Annotated in this window: 20 protein-coding genes and 1 pseudogene; 6 read left to right on the forward strand and 15 right to left on the reverse strand. The window is 71.6% G+C overall.

Features of this window, described 5'->3' with window-relative positions; translation table 11 throughout:
• Positions 1-38: 38 nt before the first annotated feature.
• Both Q5762_RS17290 and gmd read right to left on the reverse strand, forming a co-directional pair.
• Positions 39-2,762 carry a DNRLRE domain-containing protein gene (locus Q5762_RS17290; protein ID WP_315893006.1) on the reverse strand — a complete coding sequence of 908 codons (2,724 nt, stop codon included), beginning with the start codon at positions 2,760-2,762 and terminating at the stop codon, positions 39-41.
• A gap of 186 nt (positions 2,763-2,948) precedes the next feature.
• Positions 2,949-3,962, reverse strand: coding sequence for a GDP-mannose 4,6-dehydratase (gene gmd, locus Q5762_RS17295; RefSeq protein ID WP_315893007.1), 1,014 nt, complete (start codon positions 3,960-3,962; stop codon positions 2,949-2,951).
• Positions 3,963-4,087: 125 nt separating this feature from the next.
• Between gmd and Q5762_RS17300 the strand changes: the two genes are divergently transcribed.
• Positions 4,088-5,056 (forward strand): GDP-L-fucose synthase, encoded by a 969-nt coding sequence (locus Q5762_RS17300; RefSeq protein ID WP_315893008.1) that lies wholly within the window; start codon positions 4,088-4,090, stop codon positions 5,054-5,056.
• 21 nt (positions 5,057-5,077) lie between these two features.
• On the opposite strand, the gene Q5762_RS17305 is transcribed toward Q5762_RS17300, so the two are convergent.
• Entirely contained in the window at positions 5,078-6,553 is a 1,476-nt protein-coding gene (locus Q5762_RS17305) for a sugar transferase (protein WP_315893009.1), read from the reverse strand.
• A gap of 445 nt (positions 6,554-6,998) precedes the next feature.
• On the opposite strand from Q5762_RS17305, the gene Q5762_RS17310 reads away from it, so the two are divergent.
• Both Q5762_RS17310 and Q5762_RS17315 read left to right on the forward strand, forming a co-directional pair.
• The gene (locus tag Q5762_RS17310; protein WP_315893010.1) at positions 6,999-8,540 is read left to right on the forward strand and encodes a glycoside hydrolase family 71 protein; all 1,542 of its coding nucleotides are present in this window, start codon (positions 6,999-7,001) and stop codon (positions 8,538-8,540) included.
• A 64-nt stretch (positions 8,541-8,604) separates the two neighbouring features.
• Complete coding sequence (locus tag Q5762_RS17315) at positions 8,605-9,090, forward strand: hypothetical protein (RefSeq protein ID WP_315893011.1); 486 nt, start codon at positions 8,605-8,607, stop codon at positions 9,088-9,090.
• A gap of 67 nt (positions 9,091-9,157) precedes the next feature.
• On the opposite strand, the gene Q5762_RS17320 is transcribed toward Q5762_RS17315, so the two are convergent.
• Positions 9,158-9,580 carry a DUF350 domain-containing protein gene (locus Q5762_RS17320; protein ID WP_315893012.1) on the reverse strand — a complete coding sequence of 141 codons (423 nt, stop codon included), beginning with the start codon at positions 9,578-9,580 and terminating at the stop codon, positions 9,158-9,160.
• A gap of 120 nt (positions 9,581-9,700) precedes the next feature.
• Positions 9,701-10,327, reverse strand: coding sequence for an HdeD family acid-resistance protein (locus Q5762_RS17325; RefSeq protein WP_315893013.1), 627 nt, complete (start codon positions 10,325-10,327; stop codon positions 9,701-9,703).
• A 222-nt stretch (positions 10,328-10,549) separates the two neighbouring features.
• Between Q5762_RS17325 and Q5762_RS17330 the strand changes: the two genes are divergently transcribed.
• Positions 10,550-11,089 (forward strand): DoxX family membrane protein, encoded by a 540-nt coding sequence (locus Q5762_RS17330; protein ID WP_315893014.1) that lies wholly within the window; start codon positions 10,550-10,552, stop codon positions 11,087-11,089.
• A gap of 335 nt (positions 11,090-11,424) precedes the next feature.
• The gene (locus tag Q5762_RS17335) at positions 11,425-13,047 is read left to right on the forward strand and encodes a phosphodiester glycosidase family protein (RefSeq protein ID WP_315893015.1); all 1,623 of its coding nucleotides are present in this window, start codon (positions 11,425-11,427) and stop codon (positions 13,045-13,047) included.
• Positions 13,048-13,187: 140 nt separating this feature from the next.
• Here the strand turns inward: Q5762_RS17335 and Q5762_RS17340 are convergent, their stop codons facing one another.
• From Q5762_RS17340 to Q5762_RS17380, 9 genes are all read right to left on the reverse strand, one after another.
• On the reverse strand, positions 13,188-14,510 hold the full coding sequence (locus Q5762_RS17340; RefSeq protein ID WP_315893016.1) for an amidohydrolase: 1,323 nt from the start codon (positions 14,508-14,510) through the stop codon (positions 13,188-13,190).
• 208 nt (positions 14,511-14,718) lie between these two features.
• Entirely contained in the window at positions 14,719-15,993 is a 1,275-nt protein-coding gene (locus tag Q5762_RS17345) for an amidohydrolase family protein (protein ID WP_315893017.1), read from the reverse strand.
• Between the two features lie 172 nt (positions 15,994-16,165).
• Positions 16,166-16,831: a GntR family transcriptional regulator gene (locus Q5762_RS17350; protein WP_315893018.1), complete on the reverse strand. Its 666-nt coding sequence runs from the start codon at positions 16,829-16,831 to the stop codon at positions 16,166-16,168.
• Positions 16,832-16,917: 86 nt separating this feature from the next.
• Positions 16,918-17,799, reverse strand: a complete 882-nt coding sequence (locus Q5762_RS17355) for a PfkB family carbohydrate kinase (protein ID WP_315893019.1) — start codon at positions 17,797-17,799, stop codon at positions 16,918-16,920.
• 101 nt (positions 17,800-17,900) lie between these two features.
• Positions 17,901-18,890 carry a zinc-dependent alcohol dehydrogenase family protein gene (locus Q5762_RS17360; RefSeq protein WP_315893020.1) on the reverse strand — a complete coding sequence of 330 codons (990 nt, stop codon included), beginning with the start codon at positions 18,888-18,890 and terminating at the stop codon, positions 17,901-17,903.
• Positions 18,887-19,753: a carbohydrate ABC transporter permease gene (locus Q5762_RS17365; protein ID WP_315893021.1), complete on the reverse strand. Its 867-nt coding sequence runs from the start codon at positions 19,751-19,753 to the stop codon at positions 18,887-18,889. Before Q5762_RS17365 ends, Q5762_RS17360 begins: the two co-directional genes overlap by 4 nt.
• The gene (locus Q5762_RS17370; protein ID WP_315893022.1) at positions 19,750-20,745 is read right to left on the reverse strand and encodes a sugar ABC transporter permease; all 996 of its coding nucleotides are present in this window, start codon (positions 20,743-20,745) and stop codon (positions 19,750-19,752) included. Before Q5762_RS17370 ends, Q5762_RS17365 begins: the two co-directional genes overlap by 4 nt.
• Positions 20,742-22,100 (reverse strand): sugar ABC transporter substrate-binding protein, encoded by a 1,359-nt coding sequence (locus Q5762_RS17375; RefSeq protein ID WP_315893023.1) that lies wholly within the window; start codon positions 22,098-22,100, stop codon positions 20,742-20,744. Before Q5762_RS17375 ends, Q5762_RS17370 begins: the two co-directional genes overlap by 4 nt.
• A gap of 50 nt (positions 22,101-22,150) precedes the next feature.
• Positions 22,151-22,912: a DeoR/GlpR family DNA-binding transcription regulator gene (locus tag Q5762_RS17380; RefSeq protein WP_315893024.1), complete on the reverse strand. Its 762-nt coding sequence runs from the start codon at positions 22,910-22,912 to the stop codon at positions 22,151-22,153.
• Positions 22,913-23,295: 383 nt separating this feature from the next.
• On the opposite strand from Q5762_RS17380, the gene Q5762_RS17385 reads away from it, so the two are divergent.
• Positions 23,296-24,057 carry a DeoR/GlpR family DNA-binding transcription regulator gene (locus tag Q5762_RS17385; protein ID WP_315893025.1) on the forward strand — a complete coding sequence of 254 codons (762 nt, stop codon included), beginning with the start codon at positions 23,296-23,298 and terminating at the stop codon, positions 24,055-24,057.
• 225 nt (positions 24,058-24,282) lie between these two features.
• Here Q5762_RS17385 and Q5762_RS17390 read toward each other — a convergent pair.
• Positions 24,283-24,482, reverse strand: a pseudogene (locus tag Q5762_RS17390) (hypothetical protein); the annotation flags it as partial.

Consider the following 24,482-nt stretch of genomic DNA (forward strand, 5'->3'; position numbering starts at 1 on the left):
GCGGGCCCCTCGTCCGGTGATGGAGGTACGGCGACCGGTTACGGCGCGCCGAAGGTCAGCACCAGCTGCGGAGTGCCCTCCGCCGCCGTCGCCTCGGACGACCAGAGCCACAGCGGGTCGGTCCCGGTGCTCGTCAGCGCCAGGCTGTACGAGCCGCCGAGGGCCGCCGTCACCGCCGAGGTGTCCAGCGTGGCCGAGTACACGGTCGAACCGTCCACCGCCCCGCTCAGTGTCCCGATCGAACTCGCCCCGAGTGCGGGCCGGTTGGTGTACGTCACCGTGTCCTCGGCCCATGCCCCCGTGACCGGCACGACCGAGACGGCGTCGGTCGAGCCTGCGCCGGTCATCGTGGTCGTCTTCACCGCGAGTCGGACGCTCTTGAGGACCTTGCCGGCCGGAGCGGCGGGCAGCGGGAACCGCAGGTACGACTCGTACGCCGAGGTGCCGCGGATCGCCAGCGAGCTGGACGTGCCGTAATTCGTGCCGGGGGCGCCCGCGTTGGCGTAGGTGTCCTCAGTGGCCGTCACCGTGGTGACCGTGTCGGCCGGGGCGGACGCCAGGCTGTGGTGCTGGGCGACCTGGGTGCCGGTGAGCGCCGACGGGTAGACGGCGGCCTCGTCGATCTGGCCGGCGAAGAAGGTGCTCGTCGGACGGAGCGGCCAGCTGCCGAGGTTGTCGGCGCCGACGCGCCAGTAGCCGTCGAACTGCTGGTTGGTGGTGACGCTGTTGGAGCCGGCGAGCTTGCCGTCGATGTACAGCCGCATGCCCTCCGGTCCCTGGGTGCCCACGGCGTGGTGCCAGGCGCCGTTGTTGTACGAGCCGAGGGACGTCAGCGTGCGCGCCGACCCGTTGTACACGCCGAACACGACGTTGCCGCTGTTCGTCATGTACAGGTGCTTGTCGTAACTGGTGCTGTTCCGCGTGGTGTTGTTGCCGAAGCCGATCAGCTTGCCACCCCGGTTCGTGGTGGTCCTGAACCACGTCTCGATGGTGAAGGAGCCGGTGACGGTCTGCCGCCGGTCGCTGTGGATCTGCTCGTCCGTGCCGTTGAGCGCGACGGCCGTGGACGCGCCGGAGACCGCGCCCGGAGTCTGACGCAGCGCGGGGGCGTTGATGTACAGACCGCTGTTGTCGCCGCCGTCGGAGGAGTCGGCCGCGTACGGCGTGGTCGACTCGTCGAAGCGCCAGTACAGCGAGGCGCCGTCGGCGATCACCCGGGAGGCGTACGGCTCCGGGGAGGTCGGCACGGTCACGGTGGCTGTCGCCGACAGGGCGCTGGTGTTGCCTGCCGCGTCCCCGGCGGTCACCCGGTAGCTGTAGGTCTGGCCCGGGACCACGCCGGTGTCCTTGAACGAGACCTGGGGGCGGGACCAGTGCAGCGAGTCGCCCTGGACGGTCGCGATCGGGGTCGCGGAGCCGTTGCGGTACACCTTGTACGTCAGCTTCGAGTCGTCCAGGTCGAGGCTGGAACGCCAGCGGACCTGGACCGCGCTCGGGCCGACGGCGGCGGCGCTCGCGACCGGGACGGTCGGCGCGCCGGTGTCGGGGCCGGACGCGAAGCGGGTCAGACCCTGCGCGGGAGCCCCGTTGGTGGTGGTGAACTCCCCGCCCACCCAGAGGAACTTGGTCGCTCCGCTGCCCGAGATGGTGAAGGCGCGCGGGCCGATGCCCTCGCCGATGCCGTCGTTGGTGTCGGGGAACCAGCCGAGCTTCCCGGTCGAGGTCGTCGGCTGCGCGAGCAGGTGGTAGCGGCGCCCGTCGGGGAACTCGCCCACGCTGGCGCAGTCGTGGGCGTGCGAGGCGCTGTACAGCACGCCCTGGTACGAACGGACGGCCTGCGTGGCGCCCAGGCACGTGTCGCGCCAGCGCTGCCCGAAGTCCGAGAGGTTCAGGGCTATCCGGCCGTCGAAGACACCGCCGCCGGTGCCCTCGTTGCCGGTGTAGAAGCCGGTGGCGTCCGTCTCGATGTCCTTGACGACGGAGTTCTGCGGGATCCAGCCGTTGGGGTACGCCTTGGTGACGGCGCCGGTCGTGGCGTTCACCACTGCCAGGGCGTGCGAGTTGGCGCCGTTGACGGTGAAGAAGTCGCCGCCGAGCAGGACGTGTTGCCCGTCCGGGGTGACCTCGACGGCGCGGCCCGGTTCGTCGGCGTCGGCCCTGAACGGCAGCAGCGCGCCGGCGCTCGTGATGGCCGCGAACCGCTGCCGGGTCTGCCCCTCGACCGTGCCGAAGTCACCGGCCGCGTAGATGGTCGTGTCGGTGACGGCGAGCGCCCGCACGGTGGCGGGGAAGCTCGGGGTGAAGGCGGCCCTCGGCGTACAGGTCGCGATGTCGATCGCGGCGAGGCTGGAGACCGGGGTGCCGTTGACGGCGCCGAAGTAACCACCCGCGTACAGCGTCTTCTTGTCCGGTGAGACCACCAGGGTCCGTACGGTCGCGGTGCCGCTGCCGACGGTGAAGGAGAGGGTGCAGTCGGTGGGCGCGCCGGTGGCCGCGTCCATGGCCGCGAAGTTCACGGCGCTCTTCGGGGCGCCGCTGCCGCCGTCGGGCGGGCGCACCTCGGAGAAGGTGCCGCCGACGAAGACGGTGTCGTTCGCCTCGGCCAGCGCCCAGACGACGCCGTTGGTCTGCCAGGTCGGCAGATCGTCCGCGGTGAAGGCCACCGGCGGCGTCAGGGCCGCGGCCGTCGGAGCCAGCGAGCCCCCGGCTCCGGCCGCGACGGTCAGGACGAGGGCAGCAGTGAGCCCCCAGGATCTACGCATGTTCCCCCCAGGCGTGATAGCCCAGTCAATGTGGCGTGAAGTGGTGCAACTGCCATGTGATGAATGCGAACTGTACGACGAAGTCACAACCGGACAAGGCCACTTGACCAATCCGGTACCTTCCGACCCGGCAGCCGCCGGGGACGCCACAGCCCCGTGGGCCAGGCGCGGGCCGGAAGCCGCAGCTCAGCGGTCGATGCGTACCGTCGCGCCGGCCAACTGGTCCTCCACGAGCCGGACATCGGCGTCGACCATGATCCGGGCCAGTTCCTCCACCTGGACGGTGGCCTTCCAGCCAAGGGTGTCCCGCGCCCTGCTCGCGTCGCCGATCAGCGCGTCCACCTCGCTGGGGCGCTCGTACTTGGGGTCGTACCGGACGTGCTCGGCCCAGTCGAGCCCCACGTGCGCGAACGCCGTCTCCACGAACTGCCGTACGGTCGACGGGACTCCGGTCGCGACCACGTAGTCCATCGGTTCGTCCCGCTGGAGCATCCGCCACATCGCGTCGACGTACTCGGGGGCGTACCCCCAGTCCCGTACGGCGTCGAGGTTGCCCAGATAGAGCCGGTCCTGCAGGCCCGCCTTGATCCGGGCGACGGCCCGGGTGACCTTGCGGGTCACGAAGGTCTCGCCCCGGCGCGGCGACTCGTGGTTGAAGAGCACCCCGTTCACGGCGAACATGCCGTACGCCTCACGGTAGTTGACCGTCGTCCAGTACGCGAAGACCTTGGCGGCGCCGTACGGGCTGCGCGGGTGGAACGGGGTCTGCTCGTTCTGCGGCGGCGGGGTCGCGCCGAACATCTCGGAGGAGGACGCCTGGTAGATCCGGGTGTCGATGCCGCTCGCCCGGATCGCCTCAAGGAGCCGCAGGGCGCCCAGGCCCGTCACGTCACCGGTGTACAGCGGGGCGTCGAAGGAGACCCGCACATGGGACTGCGCGCCGAGGTTGTAGACCTCGTCGGGGCGGATCTCGCGCAGCAGGTTCACCAGCGCCACACCGTCCGAGAGGTCCGCGTGGTGCAGGACAAAGGAGCGGTTCGCCTGCTGCGGGTCCTGGTAGATGTGGTCGATCCGCTCGGTGTTGAAGCTCGACGAGCGGCGGACCAGGCCGTGCACCGTGTAGCCCTTGGACATCAGCAGTTCGGCCAGGTACGAGCCGTCCTGCCCGGTGACGCCGGTGATGAGTGCGGTCTTGTTCATGCGTGGTGCCCCTCCCTGACGGACCGGCCCCCAGCCGGTCCGTGTCATGCGGATATGGTGTGGTACAGGCCTTAATTCCTGATCTGAGGTACTGCGGCCCCGGTGGGCCTGGCATGATCCAGGCCATGACTGAATCGACGAGCGCCGCCCTGAGCGCATCGACGTCGTACCTGCCGGACCGAGCCCGGATATTCGTCGCGGGACACCGCGGCCTCGTGGGCTCCGCCATAGCTCGCCGGCTCACCGCCGACGGGCACGAGGTGATCACCCGGACCCGCGCCGAGCTCGATCTGCGCGACGCCGCGCGGACCGCCGCGTTCCTGGCCGAGACCCGCCCCGACGCCGTCGTGCTCGCCGCCGCCAAGGTCGGCGGGATCATGGCGAACAGCACGTACCCGGTGCAGTTCCTGGAGGAGAACCTCCGGATCCAGCTCGCCGTCGTCGCCGGCGCGCACGCCGCCGGCGTCCGCCGCCTGCTCTTCCTCGGCTCGTCCTGCATCTATCCCCGGCTCGCCCCCCAGCCCATCACCGAGGACGCGCTGCTGACCGGCCCGCTGGAGCCCACCAACGAGGCCTACGCGCTGGCGAAGATCGCCGGGATCGTGCAGGTCCAGGCGTACCGCAAGCAGTACGGCGCCGCCTACATCTCGGCGATGCCGACCAACCTCTACGGCCCCGGCGACAACTTCGACCTGGAGAGCTCGCACGTCCTGCCCGCCCTGATCCGCCGCTTCCACGAGGCCCGCGAGGAGGGCAGGGAGGAGATCAGGCTCTGGGGCTCGGGCACCCCGCGCCGCGAGTTCCTGCACGTCGACGACCTCGCCGCCGCCTGCGCCGTCCTGCTGGACCGCTACGACGGCGACGAGCCGGTCAACATCGGCTGCGGCGAGGACCTCACGATCCGCGAACTGGCCGATACCATCGGTGGGGTGACGGGCTATCAGGGGCGGATCGCCTGGGACACGAGCAAGCCCGACGGCACCCCGCGCAAGCTCCTCGACGTGTCCCGGCTGACCGGTCTCGGCTGGAAGCCGGCCGTCGCCCTGCCGGACGGGATCGCCGCCACCTACGCCTGGTGGCGGGACCAGCACTGATCGCATGCGGCGGCCGGCCCGTCAGTACGCTCCGCGACCGTCGACGACGGCGCGGAACGTACGGGCCATGACATCCACATCGCTGGTGAACGACCAGTTGTCCACGTAGTGCAGATCGAGCTCCACCGTCTCGTCCCACGACAGGTCCGAACGCCCGCTGATCTGCCAGAGCCCCGTCATCCCCGGCCGTACGGCGAGCCGGCGCAGCTCCACGTCCCCGTACCGCGCCACCTCCTCCGGCAGCGGCGGGCGCGGCCCGACCAGCGACATCGAACCCAGCAGTACGTTGATCAGCTGCGGCAGCTCGTCGAGCGAGGTGCGGCGCAGCATCCGGCCCACCCGGGTCACCCGCGGATCCCGGCGCATCTTGAACATCGGCCCGTCGTGCTCGTTCGCCCGCTCCAGCTCCGCCTTGCGGGCGTCGGCGTCCAGGAACATCGTGCGGAACTTCCACATCACGAACGGGGCCCGGCCCTGGCCGACCCTGACCTGTCGGTAGAAGACCGGACCCTGCGAGCCGAGCCGTACGGCGGCGCCGATCGTCAGGAACACCGGCGACAGCAACAGCAGCCCGAGCGCCGCGCCCGCCCGGTCGAGGACCGACTTCAGGACCGGCTGGACCCCGCTGCGCAGCGGCGGAGCGACCCGGAGCAGCGCGAGCCCGGCCGCCGACGTGGTCTCCAGACGTTTGACCGCGCACTCCACCAGGCCAGGCGCCAGGGCGAGTTCGGTCCCCGCGTCGTGCAGGCCCCAGGAGAGCCGGCGCAGCCGCTCGCCGGACATCAGGGGGCCGGCCGTGACGAGGACGACGTCCGCCTCCAACTCCCGGGCAGCGGTGAGGACATGGCAGGTGTCACCGTCGGCTGCCTCGGGTGGCAGGACGCCCAGGCGTGCGGCCACCGGGGCGCCCGTGCGGACCGGGCCCTCGCCGATCGCGACGACGCCGACCACCACGTACGGGTGCTCGGTCCGGCCCGCGAGATGCTCGGCGACGTCACCCGCGGCCGACGGCTCACCGAGGACCAGTACGCGCGTGACCACCTGCGCCTCGCGCCGCGCCGCCACCAGGTGATGCCAGGTCAGTTTCGTGCACACCAGGGTGAGTACGGGCGCCGGAAGCAGCGCCGCGAGACAGAGCAGCGCCGGGTGGTGCAGATCGGCGGCCGCCCGCAGGACGGCGAGCACGCCGAGCAGGATCAACCAGTCGTGCAGTACGGGCAGACTGCCCCGGGACTCACCGAGTTCACGCCGCGCGTACCGTCGGCGCAGTGACCGCACCGCGACCCAGGACAGGGCGGCGACGAGCGCGCTCGCGTAGACGTACGGCTGGCGCTCGACCCGGAGGATCAGCGCGACCGGCGCGCCCACCCCCAGGGCGTCGACGGTCAGCGCGACGACCGGATACCAGCCCGCCTTCGCGCGAGGGCGCGTCGCGGCGGTCGGTGAACCAGGCGCGGTTCCGGTGGAGTTGGTCTCAGTTGTGCGGGCATGCCACATGTACCCCCCAGGCACGTGTCGACGTTCGCCATCTTGTTCGTCGACCCCCTGATCGATGAACAAGCGTCGCAACGGCGGAACAGTACGACATACGCGCGCACGTCCGCTGCAGTTCACGCGAACGACCTCAGAAGGTGATGGCCCATTCATCTCGTGACATCGTGGCCGGTCTCGTCACAGCCGCCCGCATCATACGTCCGCCCAACGGGAGTTGACGCACGTGAGGCCGTGTGAAGAAGAGGCGGGGGCGGGGTGAAGGGGCCGGCGTCAACGCCGGGGGAGAGCGCCACGGATGTGGCGGAAAGCACATCGCTCGTCACGGTCCGTGCCCGGTCGCCACGGGCCCGACGGTGGTTGTTCCACCGCCGGTCATCGGCTGTACTGCAGCCAGTCCCGCGCGGGGCCCCCCGCGGCAGAGCAGCTCCCAACAACCCGAGGACCGCACATGGCTGACAGGTCTTCAGGCCGAACCCATCGGGTTCCGGGACGGCGCAGGCTCCTCCCGGGCGTCACCCTGGGAGCACTGCTCCTCGGCGCCTGGGCCGGCCTCGGAACGGCGGGCGCCCTCCGCGCCGACGCGCCCGAGGTCCCCGACGGGCCGACCGCCGGGCCCCCGAAGGCGTACAGCACCGCCCTCCCCTTCGACCTGCCGCCCACCGGCCAGCTGCGCCGCTCGGACAGGCTGGTCTTCGCCCACTACTTCACCCCGTACCCCCTCTCCCTCGACAACGAGCCCGCCGAACGCGACTACTACACGCGCAACTACCTGACCCCGGACGGCGAGAAGGGCAAGCACCGGGCCTACGGAGGGCTGCTCCGCGACCGCCCGCTCCCGGCCGCGCCCGAGCCCGGGAACTGGGAACTCGCCCATCTGCGCCAGGAGGTCAGGACCGCACGCGACGCCGGACTCGACGGCTTCACCCTCGACCTGCTGTCCGAGACCGGACGCCACCGGGACCGCGCCGAACTGCTGCTCCAGGCCGCGCACGAGGAGGACCCCGGCTTCCGGATCCAGCTCATGCCCGACATGACGGCCCTCGCCACGGCCACCCCCGCCTCCCTCGCCGACTTCCTCGCGCGACTGGCCCGGCACCCCTCGGCGCACCGGCTGCCCGACGGCCGGCTCGTCGTCTCCCCGTTCAAGGCGGAGGAGAAGGAGCCGGACTGGTGGCGGACGGCGATGCGCGAACTGGAGACCCGGCACGGCATCAGGACCGCGCTCGTCCCGCTCTTCCTCGACTTCACCGCCGAGCGGGAGCGGTACGCGCCCATCAGCCACGGCTTCGCGGAGTGGGGTGCCCGCAGCCCCGGCCGGCAGGCCGGCGCCGGGGCCGACGCGGCCCGGGCCCACCGGCTCGGGAAGGTCTGGATGCACCCGGTCTCCGTCCAGGACGCCCGCCCCAACCAGGGCGTCTACGACGAGGCGGGCAACACCGAAACCCTGCGGGCGAGTTGGGAGGCGGCCATCGACTCCGACGCCGACTGGGTGCAGCTCACCACCTGGAACGACTACAGCGAGGGCACCCACATCGCGCCCTCGCTCCACAACGGCCACGCCTACCTGGACCTCTCCTCCTACTACCTGACCCGGTTCAAGACCGGCACCTGGCCGAAGATCCTGCGCGACACGCTCTACCTCACCTCGCGCGTCCAGTTCGTCGACGACGTCCCGCCGACCGCACGCCAGCCCCGGGTGATACGGCCCCGCGCGGGCACCGCCACACCCCGCGACGCCGTCGAGGTGCTCTCCTTCCTCACCGCCCCGGCCGACGTCCGTACGCGAACGGGGTCCACGTCGGCCGGCTATCGCGCACCCGGTGGGGTGCACGCCAGGCTGCTCCCCCTGCGCACCGGACACAGCTCCGCGACCGCCGTGCGGGCCGGGACGGCCACGACGACGGTCACCAGCCGCTATCCGGTCCGGCGGCCGGTCGACCGGCAGGACCTGCAGTACTACGCGGTGACGAGCGGGCGCGGCCGGCGCTGATCATGGCCCATCCCCCCGGGGCGGCCTCGGAGGGGGTGTCAGTGCCGGGTCCTACCGTGGGGACATGACGACGAACCGGGGGACCTTCGAGGCGGCGACGGGCGACGACCCGCCGCTGCCCGCGGGAGACGTGGAGCAGCGGTCACGTGAGGTGCGGGCGGCCGTCGAAGGGCTGCGCCAGATCAGGCGGCTGACCGGCGGCGGGGGCGTCGGCGATCCCGGGCGGCGGCCCGCCGAGTGGGAGCGGATACGGCCGGTCCGGGCGGTGGCGCTCGCCCTGGAGGCGGCGGGGTTCACGCCCTCCGCGCTCGACGCCTCGGGTACGCGGGTGGCGACGGGCTATCGGGTCACGGCAGGGGAGCGGCCCGGCACTGCCGTCGTGGAGTGGGTGGGGCCGCCCGGTGGCGGAGCCGCCCAGGAGGAGGAGTCCGCCCTGGGCGCCTGCGTGCCCGCGCTGGAGCGGCTCGGCTGGGAGGCGCTGCTCTACCGGGGGCCGCGCCGCAGACGGTTCCTGGAAGTGGAGCCGCTCGGCGGCGCGCCGCGCGCGTAGCGGGCCGCCGAGCGTAGCGGGCCGGGCGGGCAACCGGCCGGGCGGGCAGCCGGCTGGGCGCCTCGGCTCAGGCGATGGAGGCGGAGACGATCGCGGAGACCGCGATGTTGCAGGAGGCCGTCACCCAGACCGCCGGGTGCGGCTGCGGGTCGACCAGGGTGGCGCCCAGCTTGCCCGGCGTGACCAGGTCCACCACCAGGAACGCCACGGCCATCATGACCAGGCCGAGCAGACCGAAGGCGGCCGTCGACGCGAGGCCCTTGCCGAAGTCGTCGTACGTCGTCCAGATGGAGGTGAAGACGATGCCACCGATACCGATCAGCGCGGAGCTGAGCAGGGTCGCGGCGTTGCGGTTCCGCTCCTGCCATATCTGGCGCCCGAGCTTCCCCGGCGTGAGGACGTCCACCAGGACGATGCCGAGTATCAGCAGCACCACGCCGAGGGCGCCGTAGGCGGTGGCCCGGCCGAGGCCGTTGACGATGTCGCTCATGGGTTGCCGGCTCCGAGGAGAGTGTGATCGTGAATGATCGCGGTCAAGGACCGGCAAAATGTAGCGCATGCGCCGTGGGCCCCGGCCAGGCGGCCGGGGCCCACGACCGGGGCATACGGTTCAGAGGCCCGGCGGCAGGTCCTTCGCCCGCGAGCGCACCCGGAACGCGGTGACGATCTCGACGGCGCCGACGACCAGCAGCCACACGCCGCCGAGGACGGTGAGCACCGCCGCGGATTCGAGCGGGGAGACGATCAGGACCACGCCCGCGAGGGCGTTGACGATCCCGAGGAAGACCTGCCAGCCACGCGCGGGCATCCCCGGGTCGGAAGCCGCCGCCACGGTCTGCGTGATCCCCCGGAACAGCCAGCCGATGCCGATCCACAGCGCCAGGAGCAGGATCGACTGCGTCGCGCCCTTGAAACAGAACAGGCCCAGCAGGACCGACAGCGTGCCGCTGATGAACGCCATCACCCGCAGCGCCGTCGAGGCGTGCGTGCCGAAGGCCGCCACCAGCTGCATCACGCCACTGAAGAGCAGATACAGGCCGAACAGCACACCGGCCACGAACAGCGAGGCACCCGGCCAGACAAGCACCAGGACACCGAGCACGAGCGAGGCGAGCCCGGCGACGAGCAGCGCCTGCCATGCCGCGCCGGCCAGCACACCGAGCGGCCCGGGCGGAACGTCCCGGTCCCCGCCGCCATAAGGGTCGGAGTCGGAGGAGCTGTGGTGAGTCTGCGTCATGGAACACTCCCGTCCGCTCAGAGCGGTGTCGCGTACGTACTGAGGCGCTCGGACCTTTTCCTTGCGGCCTGCTTCCGAGCGCGGCAGAAGCCCTCCCACTCAAGCAGTACGGAACAAAGCCCGCAAAACGGTCCCCAAGTGGAGCAACAACACGAAGGCGTCGGCGCCCAGGGCGGCGACAGTGGAAGACGTACGCCTCCGCCCCCGTCCAGGGAGACCCAGATGACCACCCTCAACCGACGCGACCTCGGGCTCCTCGTCCTCCGGGTCGGCACCGGCGCCGTCCTCGCCGCGCACGGCACACAGAAGCTCTTCGGCTGGTTCGGGGGCGGCGGCGTGGAGGCCACGGCGAAGGGTATGGAGGCGATGGGCTTCCACCCGCCCCGCGAGAGCGCCATCGCCGCCGGCCTCGGCGAGGCGGGCGGCGGGCTCCTGCTGGCGCTGGGCCTGGCCACCCCCGCGGCCGGCGCCGCCGCGGCCGGAGCGATGGCGGGCGCGGTCGCCGTCCACCTTCCCGCCGGGTTCTTCGCCCAGGGCGGCGGCTACGAGTACCCCGCCTTCCTCGGCTTCACGGCCGCCGCCATCGGCGTCGCCGGCGCCGGCCGCTACTCCCTCGACCACGCCACCGGCCACGTCGTGGACCGTCCCTGGGTCGTCGCCACCGCCTTCGTCGGCAGCGCCCTCGCGGCCGCCGCCGTCGTGGGCCGCCGGGCCCAGTCCCGGGCGGTCGCGGCGGAGGAGGCGGAGGAGAGCACCGCCTGACGCGCCGGCGACCGAAGAGAACCTCACAGCACCGACCCCACAGCGCGGCACCCCGCCTTCACGGCGGGGTGCCGCGCCGCTGTGCGCCGCGCTGCCGTTTCGCCGTTCGCCGGGCCCAGGACGAACGTTCCGGCACTCCAGTGGGCGCAACCTTTCGCGTGTTCGCTCGTGATGACGATGTGTGAGCCGGGACGGCGGGTGCGGCCGAAACGCGCCGTCCGGCACATCGGAGCGGAGCCTTCCACCGAGCTGCCTCGTCTGTTGGACTACGAGTCACCTTCCGGCAACTGACTGCGCTTTGCCTTGCCTTACGTTCCTACGACGGAAGGACGCTCATGCAGCGCAAGTCCCTTTCCCTCCTGGCGGCGGCCGCGACGGTACTGGGCACGGCCGCGGCCTCGCCGGTCGCGGCGGCGCCTCCGCGGTCCTCCGTTTCCGCCGCCCCGGCAGCAGCCCCGGCAGTCGCCGCGGCCGTCGCCAACGACCCGCGCTGGTTCCTCCCCAGCGCCCCCGCGGTGAGCACCACGGTGGCGCCCGGAGTGACCCTGACCACGATGACGTACGGCGAACAGGACGCCGACGACCGATGGACCGTCCACGTCTATCTCCCGGCCACCCCCGACGGGCCGCTCGCCACCGCCGGGACGGCGCTCGGCCCCCGGGCCACCGCCGACCAGGTCGCCACCGCACTGCGCGCCAAGGGGTTCGAGCCCCGCGTCGAGGAGGTCGAGTCCCCGGCCTTCGCCGACCACCGGCCCGGAACGCTCGGCTGGACCGTGCGGATCGGCCGCCACGCGGAGCTCGCCGACGCGACCGCGGAGCTGAGCCGGGTCAAGGCCGCCGGATTCGCGGGCGGGACGCGCTACACGGCCCAGGACGGCACCGACCGGCACGCCCCGCAGAAGGTCCACGCGCTGAAGCTGGACTTCCGTACGTTCAAGGGCAGCGTGGCCACGAACTTCGGGCCCACACTGAACGGGACGGAGAAGCTGACCGACCTGATCGCCTCGTCGGGAGCCATCGCCGGCATCAACGGCCAGTGGTTCTACAACCAGGCTCCCGGCGGCCTGTACGTGAAGGACGGCAAGCTGCTCGGCTCCGCGACCCAGGGCCGGGCGGGCCTCAAGGTGACCAAGGGCGGACGGGCCTTCGACGTGGACACCTTCACGGCCCACGTGACGCTCCGGGCCGGGTCGGAGAGCGTCGAGGTCGACGGCGTGAACCGGATCCCCGGCGACGTCTGGAACTGCGGCGGTGTCGGCGGCGACCAGCCGACCCAGGAGCCCCAGCACGACCTGAAGTGCACCGACAGCAGCGAATTGGTGCGGTTCACCCCGGAATGGGGGAAGCCGCCGGCCGGTGCGGGCGCGGAGGCCGTGCTCGACTCCACCGGGCGGGTCACGGCGGTGAACGCCTCGCGCGGTGCGAGCGTGCCCGCCGGCGGGTCGACCCTCCAGGCGATCGGCGACAGCGCGCAGTGGCTGCTGGAGCACGCGGTGGTGGGCGAGACGCTGACGTTCACCGAGCAGGTGAAGGACGGCCTGGGCCGTGTGGTGCCGCTCACCGCGGACACCACGATCCTCCAGGTCGGCCCGACCCTGGTCCAGGACGGCCGGGTGTCGGTCAACGCCCAGCGGGACGGCATCATCCGCGAGGGCACGGACCAGACCTTCACGTACAACTGGACCCTGCGCAGCAACCCGCGCTCCATGGTCGGCGTGGACGACCGGGGCAGGCTGATGCTCGTCGTGGTCGACGGCCGCCAGGCCGGCTACAGCGAGGGGCTCGGCATCGCCGAGACCGCCCAGCTGATGAGGCAGCTCGGCGCGCAGGAGGCGATGAACCTCGACGGCGGAGGTTCCAGCGTCCTGGCCACGTCGCGCGGAGGGATCGTCAACCGCCCCTCGGACGCGACGGGCCAGCGCTCCCTGGGCAACGTCCTGCTCGTCCGCCCCTGACGGACGGACGGACGGACGGACGGACGGCCGCCGACGCAACCGTCGCATCGCCGCCCCTCGCCGGAACCTTGGGCGAGGGGCGGCGTCGCGGGACCACGGTGACGCGCGTGCTTCACCACGGTCCCGGTGTGCCGCGTGCGTCAGTCGAGGAACTCCCCGTCGCGGGCGACGACGACTCCGCCGTGGACGACCACGTCCCGCCGGGGCATGTCCACGACGACCTGAGGCAGGCACTCGCCGTCGACCAGGACGAAGTCGGCCGGGGCGCCCGGCTCCAGGTCGGCGTGGGCGAGGCCCATCACGTCCGCGCCGCCGTGGGCCGCGACGCGGTAACAGTTCGTCAGCTCCTCGTCCAGACGTACGTCCGTCACCCAGCCGAGCAGATGGGCGCGGTGCAGCATGTCGGCGTTGCCGAACGGGCTCCATGAGTCGCGCACACCGTCGGAGCCGAGCCCGACCCGGACGCCGTGCTCGCGCAGCCGGGCGATCGGCAGCACCAGGGAGGCGGACGGAGCCACCGTGGTGAGGGCGATGTCCTGCTCGCCCAAGTCGGCGGCGATGACGGAGAGTTCACGGTCCGTCAGACCCGGCAGGCAGAAGACGTGGCTGACGGTGACCTTGCCGGCGAGGGACAGCGCGCGCGTGCGCTCGATGATGCCGCGCATGGCCTTGATGCCCTGCTCACCGTCGTCGTGCAGGTGGATGTCCACCCCGATACCGTGCCGGTCCGCGATGCCGAAGACGAGATCGAGCTGCTCGTCGAGAGCGTGGTCGAAACCGATCGGGTCGATGCCGCCGATCATGTCGACGGTGCCCGAGCGCGCCGCCTCCTCCAGCAGTTCCGCCGTGCCCGGGGTGCGGACGACACCGTGCTGCGGGAACGCCACGATCTGCACGTCGAGGGCGTGACGCAGCCGCTCACGGGCCTCCACCAGGCCCTCGACGCCCGCGAGTCCGTAGGCCGGGGCGACGTCGGCGTGGGCGCGCATCGCCCGCGTGCCGCGCGCGACGGCGTGGGACATGAGCCCGTACGCCCGCTTCGCGACGGGGCGGCGCTGACTCCGGAACAACTCCACGTCCTGGGCGACGTAGTCGGCGATGCCGCTCGCCGGCCGCCGCGACACCCAGGATCCGCCCCAGGTGGTCTTGTCGGGGTGGATGTGGGCGTCCACGAGCGACGGGAGCGCGATCCGGCCGCCGCCGTCGACGACCTTCGCGCCGCGCGGCGCCGGACCGCCCGAGACGCGGCCGTCGACCACCACGAGATCCGTCGACTTCGCGGTCCCGAACGGCCGTACGTCACGGAACACCACGGCCTTGCCACGATGCCCCGCACCGGCGGGCGCGGCGGTGGGCGCGGCGGCGGCGACACCGCCGGTGGCCGTCGCACCGGCCAGGGCGGCGGCACCGGTCAGCATCGTGCGGCGGGAGAGCGAGCTGGGGGATGACGAAGTCGGCTGCATGGGGCTCCTTCGGGGTGAGGGCGCGGAGGAAGGGGGGTCTACGAGAAAGGGCGGCGGGCGCACGGGCAACTGCGCCGGGGGTAGGCGGAACCGGCGTGCATGGAACGGGATTTGGGCGTACGGAACGGCAGCGGACGCACGAGCGACGGCGGCCGGGGCTCGGAGCGACGGCAACGGCGGCGGGCTTCGGAGCGCGCCGCCGTCCGGGTCAGACGGCGAGGCCCGCCCGGACCACCCGTACCGGCTGCTTGAGCACGGTGACGTCGGCCAGCGGGTCGCCGTCGACGAGGATCGCGTCGCCGGCGAAGCCGCGCGCGAGCCGGCCCACCGTGCGCTCCCGCCCGAGGAGGCGGGCGGCGCCGGTCGTGGCGGTACGGATCGCGTCGAGCGCCGGAAGACCGGCCGCGCGCATCAGCTCGACCTCCCGGCCGATCGGGCGGACCGTACCGCCGGACGAGTCCGTGCCGGCGGCGAGCGGGACGCCGAGTTCGTGCGCCGCGAGCACCGCGCTCTTCAGGACGGGGAGGTAGGCGCGCCCGCGCTCGGCGAGGACCGGGTTCGTGGACTCGGCCAGGCCGGCGATGGCGGTGAGGGTGGGCGTGAAGTACGTACCCCTGCGGCGCATCTCGCGCAGTGTGCGCTCGCCGACGAACGCGCCGTGCTCCAGGGAGCGGACGCCGGCCGTGACGGCGTCGTGGCAGCCCTGCTCGCTGTAGCTGTGGCAGAGCACGCCCTTGCCGCGACGCCGGGCCGCGGCCACGATCTCAGCGAGCTGCTCGTACGAGTACACCTGGGCGAGCGGGTCCTGCTCCGGGAGCCCGGCGCGCTCGTTGACCCGCGTCTTGATCACGTCCGCGCCGCGGGCGAGGTTGACCTCGACGACCCGGCGCAGCGCCTCGGCCGAACGGACGCCGTCCTTGAGCCGGGCCAGCGGCGTGAGGTCGGGGTCGGCGAGTACGGTCTCGCCGAGGTCGGGGGTGACGAAGACGCCGGCGGCCGTCAACCGGGGTGCGAGGGCGGGGCTGTGCCGGGCGAGTTCGCGGACGGCGATGTCCTGGTAGAAGGAGGTCGACCCGCTGCGCGCGCTGGTCGCGCCCTGGCGGACGGCGGCACGGGCTTCGGCGGCGGTGCTGAGGTGGATGTGCGCGTCGACCAGGCCCGGCAGGACCCAGCGGCCGTGCGCGTCGAGCACCTCGACCCCGCGCGGAACGGTGACGCCGCCCCGACGGCCGGCGGCACGGACGGTCCCGTCCACGATGACGACCACGGCGTCCTCGACGACCTCGCCGGTGCCCGGGTCGAGGAGCGTGCCGCCCTCGATCACGAGGTCGCCGCCGGTTCCTCCGTTCCCGCCGGTCCCGCCGGGGGCGGCCACCGCCGGGCCGGTGGCGGCGGCCATGGTCCCGGCGAGCGCGGCCGCACCGGCGAGGACACCGCGACGGGTCAGCCGGCCGGCGGGCGGCGGCGTGGCTTCGACGCACATGGGGACTCCCTGGGGACGTAGGGCATCGACGGGTCCCCGTTTTGTATACCAACCAACCTGGACCCAGCAAGGGTCGCGAAAGAGATGGAGGATATGCCCCTATGTAGTACCGAGTAAGGGCGATGGGAGCCATCCGCCCGTATCGCGGGAATGCAAGCGGTATACAAAAGACTCAGTCGGTGCCGAAGAGGGACCGCAAGGCGACGGCCCTGCTGTCGCGTACGTGCAGCAGCGTGCACGCCGCCGCGGCCTCCGCGTCCCCGGCGGCGATGTGCCGGTACATCTCGGCATGCTGGGCCCGCATATGGGCAGGCTCCTCGCGCAGGCCGAACAGCAGCCGCAACTGCCAGCTCAGCTGCTCCATCGTCCTGGCCAGCAAGGGGTTGCCCGCCATCGCCACGACGCCCTCGTGGAAGGCCGTGTGGGCCGCCACCTCACGCGTCCCCTCGTCCGCCGCGGCCGCCGACTCGGCCTGCCGCAGCGTCCTCTCCAGTGCGGCCAGCCCCTCGTCGCCGCCGGCCGCCACCGCCCGCGCCGCGAGCCGCGAGGCCTGGACCGTGAGCGGTTCCCAGACCTCGTACAGGTGCTCCACGTCGACGCGCTCCAGGCGCCGAACGCGTACCCCGCTGTTCGGCAGCAGTTCCAGCAGCCCCTCGGCGACCAGCGCGCGCAACGCCTCCCGCACCGGGACGCGCGACATGCCGAGCTCCTCGGCGACCTCACGCTCGACGAGCCGGGCCCCCTGCGCGTACCGCCGGTCGACGATGCGCTGCAGCACGGCCTCACGCGCCCGCGCGCTGAGCGAGGCCGAGCCGCCGCCTCTCCCTGTGTCCGCCACCGTCGCCGCCCTCTTCCGTCCGTCGTTCGCCCTGCCCCGGGCGAGGATACGAGTTCGCGGCGGCCGTCGACGGCGTGTGCGTGGCGTCAGTGGTCCGGGCGGGCCTCGGTACGTCGGCACACCTCGGCCGCGACCGACGACGCGTACCGCAGCAGCTCCTGGGCGGACGCGATCGACAGGGTGCCGGGACCTTCGCCGTCCAGCGCCCCGGTGTCGTCCAGCCGAGCCAGTACGGCCGCCATGAAGGCATCGCCCGCCCCGATCGTGTTGGTCACGGTCACCGGCTTCGCGGGTACCGACACCTCGGCGCCGTCCGCCAGGAAGACGGTGCTGCCCCGGGCGCCCCGGGTGAGCAGCACGAGGCGGCCCTCAGCAGCCAGCTTTCGACATGACTTCTCGGGTATGTCGGCAGAGGGCCAGAGCAGACAGGCGTCCTCGTCGCTGACCTTCACGATGTCGGCCAGCGCGCAGAGTTCCCGTAGGCGGTGCAGGCTGCCCGCCGGATCGAGGGTGCGGTCCACCCGGACATTGGGGTCCACGGCCAGCACCGCGTCGCGCCCCGCCGCGACCGCTGTCGCGAGCACGGCCTCCGCCGCGGGCGGCACGACGGCGGCCAGCCCGCCGACATAGACCGCACGCACGCCGCCCACCTCGGCCACTCGGGAACGGAGCTGGAAGGTGGCCGTGTCCTGGTGGTGGAAGTGGTAGCCGGATTCCTGCCCGCCCGGATCCGCCACCGCGAGTGCGGTGGGCAAGGCGAGGCGCTCGCACAGATCGAGCTCCACACCGGCCGACCGGAGCCGACGTTCGATCAGACGGCCGAACGAGTCCGTCCCCAGCGCGCCCGCGAAGGCGGTCCGGGCACCGAGACGGGCGAGTTCCGTGGCCACATTGGCGGCGGCTCCGCCGGGCCGGGGGCGCAGGCCGCCGTCCTCGGCCGGAACCAGGTCGACGAGTGCCTCGCCCATGACCAGGATCCGTCCTCGGCCGTCCGGCCTGCCCGCAACCCTCCTGCCCGCAACCCACCTGCCCGCATCCCTCCCGCCCGCGCACGGCTCGCCGTGGCGCGTCACGGCTCCACCACGATCTTGCGGCCCTGACCCGCCTGGAAGCGGTCCATGGCCTGCGGATACTGCTCCAGCGGCAGCCGGTCACTGATGAAGATCCCCGGGTCGAGGACGCCGGTCGCGAAGAGTGCGGCGGCGCGCTCGAAGCTGTGCAGAACGGCCATCGAGCCGGTGATGGTGATCTCCTGGTTGTAGATCCGGTACGGCTCGATCACCGCTGTCGCCCCGTAGTCCGCGACCCCGAACTGCAGGAACGTGCCGCCCTTGGCCACCCGTCCGAGTCCGTCCTGGATGGCGGACGCGTTGCCGGTCGCGTCGACGACGACGTCCCAGCCACTCGGCCGTTCGAACCCGGCCGCCTCGGCAGCGGCTCGCGATACCCCCAACCGCCGGGCTGTGGCGAGACGTTCGGGGTTGATGTCGACGATGTCGACCGCGGCGGCCCCCGTGCGCTTGGCCAGCTCCAGCATCATCAGGCCCATCGTGCCCGAGCCGTAGATCAGCACGTTCGCCCCGAGCGTGCCGCTGAGTACGTCGTAGCCGCGCACCGCGCACGACAGCGGCTCGATGAGCGCCGCGTCGCGCACGTCGACGTGCTCGGGCAGCCGGACGCAGTTCGCCACCGGCGCGACGGCGAACTCGGCCGCGCCGCCCGGCACGGTGACGCCGATCGCCGCCCACCGGTCGCAGAGGTTCCCGCGACCCGCGCGGCAGTACCGGCACTCGTGGCAGTGCAGGGAGGGGTCGACGGCGACTCGGTCGCCGATGCCGAGCTCGGACACCTCGGAGCCGATGCCGACGACCTCGCCCGCGAACTCGTGCCCCGGCACGATCGGCAGCGTGGGAGCGAACTCGCCCTGGAGAATGTGCAGATCGGTTCCGCAGAGGCCGCACGCGGCGATCTCCACGACCACGTCACGGGGCCCCGGCGTGGGATCGGGAACGGAGGTGACCACCACCTTGCCCGGTGCCTCGACGATCGCTGCCCTCATTTGACGGCTCCAAGGGAGAGGCCCTGGACGAGCTTGTCCTGGGCGGCGAAACCGGCGGCCAGCACCGGCAGGGACACGACGACCGACGCGGCACACAGTTGGGCGAGAAACAGGCCCTGGCTGGTGACGAATCCGGTCAGGAAGACGGGGGCGGTCTGCGCGGTGACACCGGTGAGCACCCGGGCGAACAGCATCTCGTTCCAGCTGAAGATGAAGCAGATGAGCGCGGTCGCGGCGATCCCCGGAGCGGTCACCGGGGCGACGATCCGGGTGAGGATCGCCGGCAGCCTGGCCCCGTCCATCTGTGCGGCCTCGATGATGGAGACGGGCACGTCGGCCAGGAACGACTGGAGCATCCACACCGCGATGGGCAGGTTCATCGAGGTGTACAGGATGACCAGGAGCCAGATGTTGTCGAGCATCCCGGTGTTCTTGGCGAACAGGTAGACCGGAAGCAGACCCGCGACCACCGGCAGCATCTTCGTGGAGAGGAAGAAGAACATCACGTCGGTCCACTTGCGCACCGGCCGGATGGACAGCGCGTACGCGGCCGGCAGCGCGAGAACCAGCACGAGCAGGGTGGAGAAGACGCTCGCCGTCATGGAGTTGATCAGCGGAGGCCAGGGGCCCGCCCCGCCGCCGGAACCGAAGAAGTTCCGATACCCGTCCAGGGTGAGCGAGGCGGCGAGCGAGGGCGGATTGGTCGCCGCGTCCGCCTCGGAGTGCAGGGACGTGAGCACCATCCAGAGCGCCGGCAGGCAGAAGAGCAGGCCGACGATCCAGGCCAGCAGGCCGAGCCGGGCCGAGCGGCGGCGCGCCGAGCGGGCCGCCGGCGGGAGCGTGGCGCCATCGTGCGTGGTCATCGGCGGTTCACCTCTTCGCTGAACAGGGACGAGACCACCCGCAGGGCGAACGTCGCGATCACGATCGTGCCGATCACGACGAGCACACCGGCCGAGGAAGCCAGCCCGTACTCATGAGCCTGATAGAAGGTCTGGTAGATCGTGTACGGCAGGTTGGCGGTGCCGAGGCCGCCCGAGGTGATGGTGAAGACCGCGTCGAAGTTCTGGACGATGTGGATCGAGCCGAGCAGAACGCCGAGTTCGAGATAGCGGCGCAGATGGGGCAGCGTGACGTAGCGGAACATCTGCCAGGCGGAGGCACCGTCGAGGCGGGCCGCCTCCATCACTTCCAGCGGCCGCGACTGGAGCCCCGCGAGCAGGATCAGCATCATGAACGGCGTCCACTGCCAGACGAGCGCGGCCTCCACCGCGAGGAGCGGCGTCTGGGAGATCCAGTCCGGCTGGGCGGGCGAGTCGTCGCCGAAGAGTCCGGAGACCCCGCTCCAGACCCCGTTGAACAGGCCGTACTCGGGGTTGTAGAGGACATGCTTCCACAGGAGCGCCGCCGAGACGGGCACCAGCAGGAACGGGGTGATGAGCAGGGTGCGCACGAACCCCCGACCGCGGAACGTCCGGTCCATGAGCAGTGCGAGCAGCAGTCCGAGGACGACGGACACCACCACCACGCTCGCGGTGAGCAGCACGGTGGTCAGGACCGATTCTCGCAGCGCCGCGTCGGTCGCGACCGTGGCGTAGTTCTCGAACCAGGTGAAGGAGCGGGCGTCGGGGGCGAGCGAGTTCCAGTCGAAGAAGGAGATCACCAGCGTGGCCAGGAAGGGCAACTGGGTCACCGCGATGAGGAAGACCAGGGCCGGCAACAGTGGGGCACGGGTCGCCCAGGCGCGTGCGCCGCCGGCTGTGAGCGCGGTACCCGACCGCCTCGCGTGGCCGCCTGCTTCACCTCCCCGCGCGGTGGACTCCGTGGGCGGGGAGGACCCGACCTGTGTGGTCACCGGTATTCCTTCCCGACGTTCTCCGCGAAGGTCTGGCTCTTCCGAAGCGCCTCGTCGACGGACTGGTGCCCCGCGATCGCCGAGCTGATCTCGTGTGCCACCTTGGTGCCCAGGTCGGTGAACTCCGGGATGCCGACGAACTGGATGCCGGGAGCGGGCCGCTCCTGCACGCCCGGATTGTCGGGCCGCGCGGAGCCGATCGCGTCCAGGGTGACCGCGGAGAAGGCCTGCGCCTCCTTGACGTAGGCGGGGTTCTGATAGGTCGATGTCCTCTTGCCCGCCGGTACGTTGGCCCAGCCGATCTCCTTGCCGACCAGTTCCTCGTACTTCTTGCCGGAGGCCCAGGAGATGAACTTCCAGGCGTTGTCGGTGTTCTTGGCGGCCTTCTGGATTCCCCAGGCCCAGGTATAGAGCCACCCTGAGCTCTCCGTCCTGTCCACCGGGGCCCGCACGTAGCCGATCTTGCCCTTGACGGGCGAGTCCTTCGCTTCGAGAGAGCCGGCGGCAGCGGTGGCGTCGTACCACATGGCGGACTTGCCCTGGGTGAGGTTGTTCAGGCACTCGGCGTAGCCCGCCTGCGGAGCTCCGGCTTCGCCGTGTGCGCGCACCAGATCGACGTAGAAGCTGGTGGCCTTCTTGAATTCGGGCGAAGTGAGCTGTGCCTGCCAGTCCTTGGTGAACCAGGTGCCGCCCATGGTGTTGACGACGGTCGTCAGTGGCGCGATCACCTCGCCCCAGCCGGGCAGGCCACGGAGGCAGATGCCCTTCATTCCCGGCCTGGCACCGTCGGCCTTCGCGGCGAGGTCGGCCACCTGTTGCCAGGTCGGCCGCTCGGGCATCCTCAGTCCCTTCTCGGCGAAGACGTCCTTGCGGTACATGAGGAAGGACGACTCGCCGTAGAAGGGCTCCGCGTAGAGCTTGCCGTCGGCGGCGGTGAGGGACCTGGTGAGGGGTTCGAGGATGTCCTTCTGGTCGAAGGCCGAGTCCTTCGCGACGAGTCCGTCGAGTGGGTGCAGCCAGTTGTTCCTGGCGTAGATCGGCACTTCGTAGTTGCTGATGGTGGCTATGTCGTACTGACCGGCCTGGTTCGCGAAGTCCTGGCTGATCTTGTCGCGCACGTCGTTCTCCGGCAGGACCGTGAAGCGGACCTGGATGCCGGTGTCCTTGGTGAAATGGCTCGCGGTGAGCTTCTGGAGCTCCATCATCTGGGGGTTGTTCACCATGAGTACGTTGAGGGTGTCTCCCCCTGAGGAGTTGCTGCCGCCCGCCCCGCTGCAGGCGGCCAGCAGCGCGGCCGTCGCGACGGCCGTCGCGACGCGGGTGGGTATGGCACGGCGGGACTTCCGGACAGGCATGACGGCCTCCTGAGGTATGTGCGGGTGGGTGGGCCGGGCCGCGGGTGTGTTCACACCCGGATGACCTGGGGGCCGAGCAGGGAATAGCGCTGGGCCTCCGACGACGGGAGGCCGGTGTCCGTGACGATCGCCTCGACGTCCCGGACTTCGGCGAAGCGACAGAAGCCGACGGTCCCGAACTTGGTGTGCGCCCCGACGAGGACTCGGCGCCTGGAGCCGCGTACGGCCAGGCTCTTGACCTCGCCCACGGCAGGATCGGGGGTGGTGAGGCCGTGTTCGCGGGAGATGCCGTTGGCGCCGACGTACGCCAGGTCGATGGCGAGGCCGGCCAGCATCCGCGAGGCCCAGTGGTCGACGGTGGCCAGAGTCGAGGGCCGCACGCGGCCGCCGAGCAGCAGGACGGTCGTCCGCTCGGCGTCGGCCAGGATGCGCGCGACGGCGAGCGAGGCGGTGACCACGGTCAGCGGTCGGTCATGGGGGAGCGCGGCGGCGATCAGCTGCGGGGTGAAGCCCTCGTTGATGAAGACGGTCTCAGCCTCCCTGAGCAACTGCACCGCGGCATCGGCGATCCGCGTCTTCTGCGGCACATTGCGTGTGGTGCGCTCGACGAGGGTCGACTCGAAGCCCGCGCTCTCCAGCGGGCGGGCACCGCCGTGGGAGCGGCGGATCAGGCCCTCCTGCTCCAGCAGGTTCAGATCCCGACGGATCGTCTCTCTCGCGACGCCGAAGCCGGCGGCCAGTTCGGACACGTCGACGGATCCCGCGCTCCGGGTGAGACGGAGGATCCGTCGTCGGCGTTCTTGGGCGTCCACGCCACACCTTCCACCGGTTCGGCCGATTGCCCGTTCGGGCCTCTGGGATTTTGTACAAGCGCGGTAAGGGCCGTGGCCAGGCTGTTCGCAGCGCAGATGGTGCCCGTTCATGCCCGACTGTCGGGCACCGTTTGCCCTGATCACGTGGCCGGCGGCGGCTGGAACCGGCTCTGCCGCTGCCCGTTGGCGGGGTGGGCGGGGCCCTCTCCGTGCCCGTTCGTGCTCGACGGGGGCATTGCCGGCGGATGGCGAGTACGTGTCACCAAGTCCATGTGCACGCGGCGGCGGGTGTCACATCATGGATCGCGGCTGGGGCGCATCGGCTCCCGCCGGAGGTTCTGGACGCCGTCTCCGGGCCTCCCCTGAGGGAAGTGGTGAGGGCTGTGACACCTGAAGACCGGCGCCATGCGATTCTCGCGGCCGCCCGTCGTGGCGGAGCGGTGGAAGTCACCGCTCTGGCAGGGAAGTTGGACGTGTCCCTGGAGACAGTGCGCAGGGATCTGCGGGTCTTGGCGGATCAAGGACTCGTGCGCCGCACTCATGGCGGGGCCTGCCCGGTGGAGAGCGCGGGCTTCGAGACGACGCTCGAAGCCCGTACCGTGCGCTTCGTGCCGCAGAAGGCCCGGATCGCTCAGGCGGCCGCCGGCCTGCTGGGCGAGGCGGAGACCGTCTTCGTCGACGAGGGCTTCACTCCCCAGCTGATCGCGGAAGCCCTGCCGGCCGACCGGACGCTCACCGTCATCACCGCCTCGCTGGCCACGGCCTCCCTCCTGGCGACACGGCAGCGGGGAACGGTGCTGCTGCTCGGTGGGCGTGTCCGGGGCCGCACGTTGGCCACGGTCGACCACTGGACCAGGCAGATGCTCGCCGGCTTCGTGATCGACCTCGCGTACGTGGGCGCCAACGGCATCTCGCGCGAGTACGGGCTCACCACTCCCGACCCCGCCGTGGGCGAGGTGAAGGCACAGGCGGTGCGCTCGGCGAGGCGCAGGGTCTTCGCGGGGATCCACACGAAGTTCGGAGCGGTGAGCTTCGCCCGGTTCGCCGAGGTACGGGAGTTCGAGGCGATCGTGACCGACTCGGCACTTCCTTCGGCCGAGGCACACCGGTACTCGCTGCTCGGCCCTCAGGTCATCCGCGTGTAGACGAGGGCCCTCACCCGCCGTTCGAGTGGAACCACTTGCCTTCGCTCCACGCACGGCTTGTCGGCCTCGGCGCGGTAGGGCTGGACGAGGGCACTGGTCCACTCGGGGCCGTGCTCGGGGGTCGTGTCCAGGTACGCGGCGATCTCGTCACCCCGCTCGCCGCTCGGGTACGCCTCCCACCTGGTCGGGGCCCACTCTCCAAGGTCCAGGCCCGAGGTCCCGTGCTCACCGGCGTACGGCCGCCAGGACCACGCTGTGGCCGTACTGCCAGACCGTGCCCACCGCCCCGAACCCGGCCTCGGGTACGTCCCAGACCCACCCGTCCAGCTCCGGCAGTTCGATGTCTCTGGCGAGCTGGTGGGCGCCGTACGTGGTCCAGGTGCCCACGTTCTGTGTCTCGAAGTCCTTCATCGGTTTCTCCGCGG

It is taken from the genome of Streptomyces sp. P9(2023), from assembly GCF_032436795.1.
Taxonomy (GTDB): domain Bacteria; phylum Actinomycetota; class Actinomycetes; order Streptomycetales; family Streptomycetaceae; genus Streptomyces.

What these genes read in the sequence shown, in the direction of transcription:
- Q5762_RS17300 (WP_315893008.1), top strand. Translation starts at nt 4,088, where the DNA reads ATGACTGAATCGACGAGCGCCGCCCTGAGCGCATCGACGTCGTACCTG.
- Q5762_RS17355 (WP_315893019.1), bottom strand. Translation starts at nt 17,799, where the DNA reads ATGGGCGAGGCACTCGTCGACCTGGTTCCGGCCGAGGACGGCGGCCTG.
- Q5762_RS17320 (WP_315893012.1), bottom strand. Translation starts at nt 9,580, where the DNA reads ATGAGCGACATCGTCAACGGCCTCGGCCGGGCCACCGCCTACGGCGCC.
- Q5762_RS17330 (WP_315893014.1), top strand. Translation starts at nt 10,550, where the DNA reads ATGACCACCCTCAACCGACGCGACCTCGGGCTCCTCGTCCTCCGGGTC.
- Q5762_RS17305 (WP_315893009.1), bottom strand. Translation starts at nt 6,553, where the DNA reads ATGTGGCATGCCCGCACAACTGAGACCAACTCCACCGGAACCGCGCCT.
- Q5762_RS17340 (WP_315893016.1), bottom strand. Translation starts at nt 14,510, where the DNA reads ATGCAGCCGACTTCGTCATCCCCCAGCTCGCTCTCCCGCCGCACGATG.
- Q5762_RS17290 (WP_315893006.1), bottom strand. Translation starts at nt 2,762, where the DNA reads ATGCGTAGATCCTGGGGGCTCACTGCTGCCCTCGTCCTGACCGTCGCG.
- Q5762_RS17310 (WP_315893010.1), top strand. Translation starts at nt 6,999, where the DNA reads ATGGCTGACAGGTCTTCAGGCCGAACCCATCGGGTTCCGGGACGGCGC.
- Q5762_RS17360 (WP_315893020.1), bottom strand. Translation starts at nt 18,890, where the DNA reads ATGAGGGCAGCGATCGTCGAGGCACCGGGCAAGGTGGTGGTCACCTCC.
- Q5762_RS17325 (WP_315893013.1), bottom strand. Translation starts at nt 10,327, where the DNA reads ATGACGCAGACTCACCACAGCTCCTCCGACTCCGACCCTTATGGCGGC.
- Q5762_RS17335 (WP_315893015.1), top strand. Translation starts at nt 11,425, where the DNA reads ATGCAGCGCAAGTCCCTTTCCCTCCTGGCGGCGGCCGCGACGGTACTG.
- Q5762_RS17315 (WP_315893011.1), top strand. Translation starts at nt 8,605, where the DNA reads ATGACGACGAACCGGGGGACCTTCGAGGCGGCGACGGGCGACGACCCG.
- gmd (WP_315893007.1), bottom strand. Translation starts at nt 3,962, where the DNA reads ATGAACAAGACCGCACTCATCACCGGCGTCACCGGGCAGGACGGCTCG.
- Q5762_RS17375 (WP_315893023.1), bottom strand. Translation starts at nt 22,100, where the DNA reads ATGCCTGTCCGGAAGTCCCGCCGTGCCATACCCACCCGCGTCGCGACG.
- Q5762_RS17345 (WP_315893017.1), bottom strand. Translation starts at nt 15,993, where the DNA reads ATGTGCGTCGAAGCCACGCCGCCGCCCGCCGGCCGGCTGACCCGTCGC.
- Q5762_RS17365 (WP_315893021.1), bottom strand. Translation starts at nt 19,753, where the DNA reads ATGACCACGCACGATGGCGCCACGCTCCCGCCGGCGGCCCGCTCGGCG.